The 10,969-nt window shown below is 56.3% G+C and carries 11 protein-coding genes and 1 pseudogene; 10 read left to right on the top strand and 2 right to left on the bottom strand.

Features of this window, described 5'->3' with window-relative positions:
• Window positions 1-178 precede the first annotated feature (178 nt).
• The 5 genes from ACSQ2W_RS27245 (at window position 179) to ACSQ2W_RS27225 (ending at window position 3,110) form a co-directional block, all read left to right on the top strand.
• The gene (locus ACSQ2W_RS27245) at window positions 179-934 is read left to right on the top strand and encodes an SDR family NAD(P)-dependent oxidoreductase (protein ID WP_436089286.1); all 756 of its coding nucleotides are present in this window, start codon (window positions 179-181) and stop codon (window positions 932-934) included.
• 34 nt (window positions 935-968) lie between these two features.
• Window positions 969-1,385, top strand: coding sequence for a GlcG/HbpS family heme-binding protein (locus ACSQ2W_RS27240; protein ID WP_436089285.1), 417 nt, complete (start codon window positions 969-971; stop codon window positions 1,383-1,385).
• Window positions 1,386-1,487: 102 nt separating this feature from the next.
• The gene (locus ACSQ2W_RS27235) at window positions 1,488-1,937 is read left to right on the top strand and encodes an OsmC family protein (RefSeq protein ID WP_436089284.1); all 450 of its coding nucleotides are present in this window, start codon (window positions 1,488-1,490) and stop codon (window positions 1,935-1,937) included.
• A gap of 58 nt (window positions 1,938-1,995) precedes the next feature.
• Window positions 1,996-2,289 (top strand): putative quinol monooxygenase, encoded by a 294-nt coding sequence (locus tag ACSQ2W_RS27230; RefSeq protein WP_436089283.1) that lies wholly within the window; start codon window positions 1,996-1,998, stop codon window positions 2,287-2,289.
• Between the two features lie 71 nt (window positions 2,290-2,360).
• Window positions 2,361-3,110 carry an SDR family NAD(P)-dependent oxidoreductase gene (locus tag ACSQ2W_RS27225; RefSeq protein ID WP_436089282.1) on the top strand — a complete coding sequence of 250 codons (750 nt, stop codon included), beginning with the start codon at window positions 2,361-2,363 and terminating at the stop codon, window positions 3,108-3,110.
• Here ACSQ2W_RS27225 and ACSQ2W_RS27220 read toward each other — a convergent pair whose 3' ends face one another.
• Both ACSQ2W_RS27220 and ACSQ2W_RS27215 read right to left on the bottom strand, forming a co-directional pair.
• Window positions 3,111-4,049: a LysR family transcriptional regulator gene (locus ACSQ2W_RS27220; RefSeq protein ID WP_436089281.1), complete on the bottom strand. Its 939-nt coding sequence runs from the start codon at window positions 4,047-4,049 to the stop codon at window positions 3,111-3,113.
• A 250-nt stretch (window positions 4,050-4,299) separates the two neighbouring features.
• Window positions 4,300-5,127: a putative hydro-lyase gene (locus tag ACSQ2W_RS27215; protein ID WP_436089280.1), complete on the bottom strand. Its 828-nt coding sequence runs from the start codon at window positions 5,125-5,127 to the stop codon at window positions 4,300-4,302.
• Window positions 5,128-5,723: 596 nt separating this feature from the next.
• Here ACSQ2W_RS27215 and ACSQ2W_RS27210 point away from each other — a divergent pair.
• The 5 genes and pseudogenes from ACSQ2W_RS27210 to ACSQ2W_RS27190 all read left to right on the top strand — a co-directional run.
• The gene (locus ACSQ2W_RS27210) at window positions 5,724-6,833 is read left to right on the top strand and encodes an extracellular solute-binding protein (protein ID WP_436089279.1); all 1,110 of its coding nucleotides are present in this window, start codon (window positions 5,724-5,726) and stop codon (window positions 6,831-6,833) included.
• Between the two features lie 30 nt (window positions 6,834-6,863).
• A complete protein-coding gene (locus tag ACSQ2W_RS27205) occupies window positions 6,864-7,946 on the top strand; it encodes an ABC transporter ATP-binding protein (RefSeq protein WP_436084352.1) in 1,083 nt (360 codons plus the stop codon).
• Window positions 7,939-9,666: an ABC transporter permease subunit gene (locus tag ACSQ2W_RS27200; protein WP_436089278.1), complete on the top strand. Its 1,728-nt coding sequence runs from the start codon at window positions 7,939-7,941 to the stop codon at window positions 9,664-9,666. The genes ACSQ2W_RS27205 and ACSQ2W_RS27200 overlap by 8 nt, the downstream gene beginning before the upstream one ends.
• 112 nt (window positions 9,667-9,778) lie before the next feature.
• A complete protein-coding gene (locus ACSQ2W_RS27195) occupies window positions 9,779-10,666 on the top strand; it encodes an alpha/beta fold hydrolase (protein WP_436089287.1) in 888 nt (295 codons plus the stop codon).
• Window positions 10,667-10,822: 156 nt separating this feature from the next.
• Window positions 10,823-10,969, top strand: a pseudogene (locus ACSQ2W_RS27190) (ABC transporter substrate-binding protein); the annotation flags it as partial.

Raw genomic sequence — 10,969 nt, 5'->3', positions numbered from 1 at the left:
TGCGGCAGACCTGCCGGCAAAGGTCACTTTGCGCAGCCTGCCGGCGGTCGGGCACATGCCGCAAATGGAGGCATCCGCAACCGTCAACGAAGCCATCCTGGAAAATATCCAGAAGGCTTGAACATCACGGGCAATGCCCAAAGTGAAGTGATCTAACCCCTCGAATTGGGAGCAATCCATGTCTCAACGTTTGTCAGGAAAACGCGTACTCCTAACCGGAGGCGTTGCAAACATCGGTCTCGCTATTCTGGAGGCATTTGTCGCAGAAGGCGCAACGGTTTCTGTGGTGGATATCGACGCTGCTAAGGGTAGCGAGGTCGAAAAACGGTTCGGGGAGCGGGTACGGTTCATTAAGGCCGATATTTCGCAGGAAGACGAGATTAAGGCGGCAGTCGACCAGTCCGTTGCCTGGATGAAGGGAATGGACACGCTCTGCCTGAATGCGGGCATCCAACTCTCCGGCAAGGTTGAAGACTTTTCGACGCGCGATTGGGACAAGGTGTTCACGATCAATGTCCGCGCCAATTTCATCTTCGCAAGGGAGTCGGTGAAACACCTTCGAGACGCTGGCAAATCCTCGATCGTCATGATGTCTTCGCTGGCCGGCAAGCGCGGCGCGCCAGGGCTCGTCGGTTACTCGTCGTCCAAAGCCGCGATCATCGGTCTCACAACGACGCTCGCGATTGAGCTGGCGCGCGACGGTATTCGTGTCAACGCCGTGTGCCCCGGCTGGATCGATACGCCCTTCAATCAACCCGCCATCGACTTCATCGGTGGTCGAGAAAAGCAGGAATCGCTGATCCCGATCCTCATTCCGCTTGGACGACAAGCCACGCCCCAGGAGGTCGCACCGCTCTTCGTCTATCTCGCCTCCGACGAGGCTTCCTACGTGACGGCGCAGGCGATCAACGTCGATGGCGGCATCTACAACTGATCGCGCAAGCGACCGAAAGCAAAAGAGGAATAACATGATCAAGCTGATTACACATGAGGCGGCGCTCAAAGCCCTTGAGGTCGGTGCAGCCAAAGCAAGGGAGTTGGGAGAGCCTTCTTCCCTGGCGATCGTTGATGCCGGTGGCAATCTGCTTGCCTTCCTGCGCGTCGACGATGCTGCGCTCTCAACCGTCGAAATTGCTCAAGGCAAGGCGTACACTGCTCTTGCCTTACGCTCGCCGTCCGGTAACTGGCTAGAGCTGGTCCAGCCTGGCGGAGCGCTTTATGGACTGGATGCGCTTGGCGGGCGCCGGCCATTTGTTGTTTTCGGTGGCGGACTGCCTGTGCGCGATGGAAAGACCGTTATCGGCGCGGTGGGCGCATCCGGAGGTCCGGTGGACGCCGACGTGACCATCGCACAGGCGATGGTGGAGGTTCTTCAAACCGCTTGAGCCTCCGCACGGCACCTTGCCGCCTGTTCAAGGCGGAAAGATCATTAATTTCTATCTCATGGCAAGGACATTGTCCCGTGGCCATAGAACTGGGATGACAAAATGTCTGAGCACGCAATCCGCCTCGAATGGAAATCAGCGCCTCATGCGCAACAGCCGGCAACATACAATCGGGATCACACGGCCATCTACAGCTCGCAGGTCTCCGTAGATGTTTCGGCTGCGCCCGCCTATCTCGGAAATAGCAACCTTGCGGATCCGGAACAGCTCCTCGTGAACGCTCTGGCGAGCTGCCACATGCTCTACTTTCTCGCGATCTGCGAGGGTAGCGGCTATGCCGTGACAAGTTACGAGGACGACGCTGTCGGAAAGGTGGCGAAAAATCCTGACGGAACGTTTTGGGTGTCAGAAATCACCCTCCATCCAAAAGCGTCCTTTGGTCCGCAGAAGCAGCCTGATCGCGAAACATTGTCTCGATTGCATCACAAGGCCCATAAAGGATGCTTCATCGCCAATTCCATCAAAACTCACGTTTCGATCGAATTGGACTAACACACCACAGCACCATCGCGGTGCGTCTAAAAGTTTTCAATGTGAAGGAAGGTGCAGAATGACCGACAAGCTTGTTGTTATTGCCACTGTGACGGCCCACGAAGGAATGCACGAGCAACTTCGAGAAGGGCTCCTCACCTTAGTTACGATCGCGCGAACGGAGCCTGGATTCGTTCAGTACGATCTCCATGAGTCCCTGGAGCGCCCAGGTGAGTTCGTCTTCTATGAGATCTGGCAGGATGAGCAATCGCTGGAGGTACACAACAACACGGAGTCAATGAAGGCGTTCGGCGCGCGCGCCGGTCAGTGGATTAAGTCCGTTAAGCTGGACAAGTACAAGCGTCTGTTCTGATCCCAAGCTGGAAGAAACCCGAAATCGAGGGCTTGCCGCGGCTAAGCCCGACGACTGGAGGTCTATAGACAATGAATAGCTCTTTGGAAGGCAAAAGCGCATTTGTCACTGGTGCAACCTCGGGCATAGGTCTCGCCTGTGCCCGACGTTTCGCGGATCTGGGGGCGAGGGTAGCACTCTGCGGGCGACGAGCCGATGAGCTCCAAAGGATTGTCAAAGAGCTGGGGCAAGGCTCGCTCGCCATTCCTCTCGACATCCGTGATGAGGCAAAGGTCAGCACTGCGGTTGCCGAAGCCTGGGACGCTCTCGAGGGCATTGACTACCTCGTTCATGCTGCAGGCATCGTCACGCCTGCACCCCTGGAAGCGCTGTCCGCAGAGGTGTGGCGCCAGCACATCGATGTCAACTTGAATGGCGCTTTCTACGTGATGCGGGAATGCGCCCTGAGAATGCGAGGCCGAGGGCGCGGCAGCATCGTAGCCATCGCCTCGGACCTGTCGTTCAAAGGCATGCCGAACTTTGCCCACTACTGTGCATCAAAAGCAGGGCTTTCCGGACTATCCAAATCGCTTGCGCTCGAACTCGCTCCTCATGTCAGGGTAAACTGCATTTGCCCGGGTCCCGTCGATACGCCCATGTTACAGGCCGAGCTCGAACTGCTTGGCGGCACCGTTGCTCGCGACGCCGCGCTTTCGCAAGTTCCCCTGAAGCGATTTGCCAGTGCGGATGAGATTGCCAGTTTCGTCCTTTATGTCGCGACGGAGGCTACTTTCGCGACAGGCAGCATGTTTAGCTTAGACGGCGGAACTACGGCAGGTTGATCAATCCGCGCTGATTGTTTGATCTTGGTGTGAGGGACGATCTGAAAAAAGGGCGTACTCGCCCGCCACTTTCTGCGCAAGCGCAGCGACAACGCCATTCAAATGGGTATCAGGACCCTTGATGAAGCTTGCAGTGAATACCATCGTTGGCATGGTTTGATCGATTGTCGTGAGTACCCGCAGCTTGCCGGTTGCGAGATGGTCTGAAACGACTTCGACAGGGATGGCAGCGACGCCGATACCATCAAGAGTCATACGGACAATCGAGGACAGCGAGGAATTGGCAAACAGTCGCACGCGCTGCTGATGTGCCTTGTTGAAAAGCTCAGTGAGTTCCCGATATGGCTGGGTTTGCCTTGCAAAAGTAATGATCGGAAATGCTGCAAGCTCCTTGAGCGTCACCGCCTCTGGCCCCAAGGGAAACTCCTCCCGGACCACCCAACTGAGGGGATATTCGCACAGCGGCAGATTGGCGACGCTTCCCGAGATCACCGGCCCCAGGAGGAACGCGACATCGATGCTGTTCTCGAGTAGGGCCGCTGCAAGACCGGTGGAGCCGTCGACGTTGATCTCCAATGTAATTGCCGGATATTCATGGTTCAGTCGTTTGAGCAGTTCTGGCAGCCATGTGTGGACGATCGTGTCTGAAACACCAAGCTGGACGGTCCCCTCCAAGGCATTTGCGCCTGCAACGGAAAGCACCATCTCGGTCCTGAGCGCCAACATGCGCTCAGCATATTTGAGGATTTCGCGTCCCTTCACGGTCAGCCGGCTACCACGCTTATCACGTTCGAACAGCCGCACTTTGAGTTCCAGTTCAAGCTGGGCAATGCGTGCAGAAACAGCCGGCTGCGTGGTATGAAGCTTCTCGGCGGCGCGATGGAAACCGCCCGTCTGAGCAACAACCCAGAAAGTCTCCAAGGTGCGCAGGTCAATCATCGCGCCCGCCTGTCCTCAATAAATTCAACGCCTGGACAACCATTGACGAGTATACGACCGGATGCAAGCGTTACGGTGATATGACAGGCAGCAAACCTGTTTTTGCCACGGGCAAGACCTAGCCTGGGCAGCACGGATGTCAAATAAGGTCAGCGAAAATTATCTCAAAGAGTCTCATCCAATGCCTTCGATTCGCATCAGGTGACGTGATCTGGCAGGAACTACAAAGAATGGTGGAACAAGTACAGCTCTATAGAACGGGCGCCTCGAAGCGGAATTTCCCGTTCAGAAGGTCCTCATCGCGTACATCCGTGATCAGCATGCAACCAGGGCTGTGAGTAACCGCTATCGGCGGTTTGGCTTGTGCCAAAGCTACTTGCGGCGTGACGCCACAAGCCCAGAAGACTGGCACTTCGCCTTCTCTCACCGGAACGCTGTCGCCAAAGTCGGGCGACGATAAATCCTTGATCCCGATCGCCAAAGGATCGCCGAAATGCACCGGCGCCCCATGGACCTGCGGCATCCTGGCAGTGATTTCGATCGCCCGAATGGCGTCCGCTGGCTTCATCGGTCGCATGGACACCACGAACTGCCCCGAGAACGGACCAGCTGAGACGCAATCGATATTCGTCCTGTACATCGGTACGTTCGAACCGAGTTCGATATGCCGGACACCAATGCCCGCCTTCAACAGAGCCCACTCGAACGAGAACGAACAGCCAATCAAAAAGGAAACGAAATCGTCGCGCCAGATGTGGTGAATATCGGAAATCTCTTCTCCAATCTGTCCGTCACGAAAAACACGGTAGCTCGGCAAATCGGAACGGATGTCGATATTCCTGCCAGCTTTGCCGAGCGACGGATCGCCGGGATTTCCGACAGCGAGCAACGGGCACGGTTTGGGATTTTCCAGGCAGAATCTCAGAAAATCGGTGGCCCACGACTTTGGAATGATCACCAGGTTTCCTTGAGCAAAACCCGGGGCCAGTCCAGAAGTCTGTCCGCCAATCGTACCAGCCCGAACATCGAGGCGAATTTGCTCTGGTGTACGATCGAGTACCGTTTTAAACCCATCCATCACTAAGCATCCCTGTTGTCGTGCACGCACATACAAGGACTCGTCATTCCGAGCCGTCTCGTCAAATCTCCATATTCAATTACCTCAGATAGATTCTATTGATCACAACATAGGCAAGAACGGCCTCTGCCGGCCTCGGGAATGGTCTGTGATGCGCCGCTGATAAAACTGGGTTATCAGTTCAAATCGCCAACGACGATTTGACCTTCCGGCCGTCTGGCAGGAACATCGCATTCGTGAACACCATGATTGGGAGGTCATCCGTGTCGTCACTATTGGACGAAGCTCTTGCTGTCGTCAGCTAATACACACTTGTCATCTTCGAACTCGTTCGTGGGCGCCTAAACGCTCGAGAACGCGATTCCGATCCAGTACAATGCCCAGGTCAGCCTGATCTGTGCGTTGCTATTCGTCGTGGCATTTTATACATATTTACACTTAAAATTCAATGGCTTATTCTGTTGACACACGTGGCTTCTTGAATAATACTCACTGACCAATCTAACTGCCGTTAGTTAGATCACGATAAAAGGGGAGCAGGGTGGTGCGCAGCGCCCCTTCTGCAGTCTGTCAACCATTGTCAGAAGGAGTCCGTAATGACCGGAAAACCATCACCATCCATCACTCGCCGTCATGCCTTGAAGCTTGGAGGCGCGGCGCTATCCACGTCGCTTTTTGCGCCTGCAGTCATCAGGAGCGCCTGGGCCGCCGAAGAGCCGATCACGTTGTTGACGTGGGAAACCTACGCCGAGCCTGAATGGATAGCGGAGTGGAAAGCGGCCAACGGGACCGAAATCAAACCAGTGATTGTCTCGTCGCTTGATGAGGTGTTCGCCCAGCTTCAATCTGGCGCCGTGAAGCCTGATGTCATTTACTCAGAGGCCTCGACGGCGGGCCGCCTCAAGAAGGCGGGCCAGATCGTCCCGTTCGACGTCTCCAAGACCCCCAACATCTCCAACATCCTCCCAGGACTGAGCTGGCGCGAGCCGCTGACAGTCGACGGTGCACTCATGGGCATTCCCCTCCACTGGGGAACGCAGCCTCTGCAGTACAATGCTGATGTGATCAAGTCTCCTCCCACGAGCTGGGCCGTTCTGTGGGACAAGGCCTACCAGGGGAAAGTCACGATATTCGACGACGCGACCGTCACGATCCCCATGGTCGCACTGTATGTCGGCGCAAAAGATCCCTTCAATTTGACCGAGGACGAGTTTACGCTCGTCACCGATGCTCTCCGCGAACTGCGAGGACAGGTTCGCGTCGTCACGAGAGGATTCGACGATGCCGCAAACGTCTATGCGTCTGGCGAAGCGGTTCTCGGCTACTGTCACAATGTCACGGTTGTGAACATCCTGAAGAAGAAGGGGCTAAACGCCAAGTATTCCCTGCCGAAGGAAGGAACGCCGGCCTGGATCGAAGGGACCTTTGTCTCGCCGAAAGGACAGCGCGACATCGTCTACAAATTCCTCAATGACACGATGTCGGCGCAGTGGCAGGCAAGATTCATGAAGTTCTCGGGAAGCAACGGCATTTTGACGCCGGAGGCTGCGCGCGAAGCCGGCATGACCGAAGACGAGCTGAAGAACACCAATATCCTCGACTCCGATGATCCGAGTTTCAAGGACAATCTCGTCTTCTTCAAGGAACCCGAGAATGTCGAACGTCGTATCCAGCTCTGGAATGACTTCCTGGCCGGCACGCTCTGACGCCGTCCGCAATCCAACTGGAGAACCACAATGGGAACACGCGAAACCAGCTCTGTACTTTCGCTCGTCGGCGTTTCGAAAACTTATGACGGGGCCAAAAAACCTGCGCTTGACCAGGTGTCTTTCTCGGTGAACCCCGGGGAATTCTTTTCGATCCTTGGGCCGAGCGGCTCCGGAAAGACGACAATTCTGCGGACGGTGGCCGGGTTCGAGAAGCCGGATACGGGCCAAATCGTCATGGCAGGTGAGGTGGTGAACTCGGTTGCCCCGAACAAGCGCGACGTCCGCACCGTGTTCCAGAGTTATGCCCTTTTCCCGCACCTCACGGTGCGGGAAAATGTCGAGTATCCACTCCGGATGAAGGGCGAGCCAAAGCCGAACCGACGGACAAAAGCCGAGGAAGCGCTAGCGCTTACCGAAATGTTGACTTTTGCCGACCGGCTACCGCACCAGCTTTCCGGCGGGCAGCGTCAGCGTGCTGCGCTGGCGCGGTCCATCGTATCGCGACCGAGACTTCTTCTTCTCGACGAGCCACTCGCCGCTCTCGATCTTCGCTTGCGCCAACAAATGCAACACACATTGGTGGCACTGCAAAAAGAGCTCGGCATAGCGTTCATGTATGTCACGCATGACCAGGGCGAAGCCCTGTCGATGTCTGACCGCGTCGTCGTCTTGCAGGACGGAAAGATAGCTCAACTCGCCACGCCTCGAGAAATATATTTTGCGCCGCAAAACGAGTTTGTTTCACGTTTCGTCGGTCGCTCCAACCTTGTCGTCGTCAATTTCGAACCGTCGGATACCGGCTTCGTGGGAACGGTAGAGGGAACCAGGATTCCGGGACTGACTGCCAAAAAGGGCGGAACGGCGAGGATGGCAATCAGGTACGAAGGAATTCAGGTGAAACCTCTCGATGACGCAGACCGTGCACCTGACACAATCCCCGGCGTAGTGGAAGACGTCCTTTTCCTAGGCACCAACTGCGAAGTCAATGTCCGCTGCGGCACTGTCAATCTCATTGGCACGGTACCTGCGGTGCGAGACTCGACGTTCTCGGTAGGCCAGCCGGTCAAGGTCGCTTTCGATGCCGCAAACACGCAGGTTTTCCATGACTGAGATCGTTGCTCCAGCACTACCCGAGCACGCCTCTGCGCGGCGTGAGCGGTTTCCATTGGGCTTTCGCCTTTCAAGCGTCCCCGTATTGGCGTGGCTGTTTCTGATCGTCATTCTGCCCAACCTGCTTCTGATCGGAATCAGTTTTCTGAAGACCTCGGCGGGCGTCATCATCTTCGAGCCATCGCTAACGAACTATTCGAGGATGTGGAATTCGGCGGGCTTCTGGGTCCTGCTAATGCGCACGCTGTCGTTCAGCTTTCTTGCTTGCATACTTGCGACCGTCATCGCGTATCCGCTCGCCTTCTACGTTGGTCGCGTCGCCAGACGTAACAAAGCGCTGCTGACGATCCTGATCGTCCTGCCTCTCTGGATCAGCCTCCTCATGCGGATCTTCGCATGGCGCGTCATCCTTGGCCAATCCGGTGTTCTCAATGGCTTTCTGGTCTCAAGCGGGATCCTGGATGCCCCGTCCGAAGCGTTTCTCTACAGCCCAAGTTCAGTCGTTATCGTCTTCGCCTACATTTCTGTGCCCTTTATCTTCATTTCCACGATGGGCGCTTTCGAGAAGATCCCACGCGATCTGATAGAAGCGTCGGAAGATTCAGGCGCGACGTCGCTGCAGACATTCTTTCATCTGATATGGCCACTGACACGCAGAAATCTGGCAATCGGGTTTTCGCTCGCATTCCTCGTCACGGTTGGCGATTTTGTCACTCCAGCAATGATCGGTGGGATCGACGGGACCACGCTGGGCGTCGTTATCTCGACCCAGTTCGGCTTCGCAAACAATTGGCCCTATGGTGCCGCTGTCGCCGTAGCTCTGATGCTGAGCGTCGTGGTGCTTCTCGGTATCATCATCGCTCTCACACCGGTGAAGGGCGTCATGGTTGGCGGAGAAGGCGATCAGCCACCATCGGACGGGACTGGCTCAACCGGCTTCGGTCGGAGACTGGGAGCGATTGGATACGTCGCGGCAATTGCCTACCTTTATGCGCCGCTCGCCATCATCATCCTTTTCTCGTTCAATTCAGCAAACCTTCAAACTCTTCCGTTGGAAGGGCTGACGCTGCACTGGTATTACGAGCTCTTGAACGACGCCTCCCTGATCGACGCGGCTCAGCGCTCGGTGATTGTCGCAGCATGCGTGGTTTCCATATCCGTGGTGGTCGGAACGATATTTGCGCTAATCGTCCATTATTCGAAGTTGAAAGGTGCCCGTTTCTACGAAATGGCCTTTGCGCTTCCAATCGCCACCCCAGGGGTTGTTCTCGGGATCGAGATGGTTTTGGGAACCGAGATCTTCGCAATTCCCTCAGGCATCACCCGCATCGTCATCGGGCAGATGAGCTTTGTCATGCCGGTGACGTTTCTGCTGCTGCTTGTTCGACTTCGCCGGCTCGATCCAAGTCTTATGGAGGCGTCGCTGGATCTTGGCGCGAGCCGCTGGCAAAGCTTCATCCATGTGTTGTTTCCGATGATCAAGGGAACGATCCTGGCCGGCGCTTTTCTCGGTCTGACCCTTTCTGCCGACGACGTCATGGTAACCCTGTTCCTGTCGGGCGGAGCGCCGACCTTGCCGATCTGGGTGTTTAACCAGATGCGCTTTGGCTTCACGCCTTCGGTCAACGCGGTGTTCTCGCTTCTGCTGATCGTGTGTCTTGTCGCCGTGACGATCGGCACCTGGAAAACCGCCACATCGCGGGCTCGCGAAACCCACTGACGAGCGACTCGATAGGTTTCCGTCGACGTGGAACGGGACAGCAAAGAAATCGAGATGACCGCCGTTTGTGCGGTCGTCCGCCCTGGACAAGTTTATAGAAAAGGAGGCTGCGATGGCAGACACACTGAATTGGCCGTCGAGCGGCATCGAGGGATTTGAGCGAGGCTTTTCTACGGTTAACGGCGTCAGGCTGCACTATGTCAGCGGAGGGCGTCCCGATGGCGAGGTCGTCGTGCTGTTCGCTGGATTCCCCCAGAGCTGGTACGCGTGGCGCAAGATTTTGCCGGAGCTCGGCGCCAAATATCGTGTCATTGCACTGGATCTTCCCGGGCAGGGTGATTCTGATCGCCCGGTGGCTGGATGCGATACGACGGGCGTCGCCAAAATCGTTCGCGGCCTTCTCGAAAAATTGGGCGCCGATCGGCACTACCTCGTTGCGCACGATATCGGCGCATGGGTCGCATATCCCTACGCAGCGCTTTACGCACACAATGTGCTTGGCCTTGCCATTCTTGATACGGGAATCCCTGGCATCAGCCTTCCCGACGCACTGCCATGGTCGTCCGAAGTCGCTTGGCGCACGTGGCACGTTGCCTTTCACAACGTTCCCGATCTGCCAGAGGCGCTCATAGAAGGTCGGGAGGACATCTATCTCAACTGGTTCCTTCAGCGTAAAGCTGCCAATCCGCAAGTGTTCTCCGAGAGCGATTTCAACGAGTACCTGCGTGTATTCCTCTACGGTGGCCTGAAGGGTGGACTTGCCTATTACAGGGCAGTGTCATTATCCGCAGAACAGAACCGAGAGCTTGCCGCCAGGGGAAAGCTTGAAATGCCGGTCCTCGCGGTGCGGGCGGATCAAGGCTCTATGCCGGACCTTGTCGCACAATTGCAGAAGATCGCGACCAACGTCCGAGGAACTGCAATCGAAAACTGCGGTCACTATCTGGCGGAAGAACAACCGACAGCGCTCGTGCGTGAACTCCTTGACTTTTTCAAGTGAGCCCGTTTCGGCAGTCCACCTTACCCAAGAGGGGTGGGTTGCTCCGGCTGCGGTTGGTCACTGCGATCAACCGCAGCCAATCAATCCGCTGCCGGACAATGTAGTGGATACGGACGCGTCAACGCAAACTGCATAGGCAACAGAAGGAGGGAAGCAATGTCGGGCTTGCAACTACCACAGGACAAACTCATCGAGGTCTATCGCAACATGCGGATGATCCGCCGCTTTGAGGAGCGGGTGATGGACGAGATGGCCTCCGGCGACATTCCCGGCAACACCCATCTTTATGCCGGTCAGGAGGCG

Source organism: Pararhizobium sp. LjRoot255, from assembly GCF_964252905.1.
Lineage (GTDB): Bacteria > Pseudomonadota > Alphaproteobacteria > Rhizobiales > Rhizobiaceae > Pararhizobium.
This window is presented reverse-complemented; position numbering and strand designations above follow the sequence as displayed.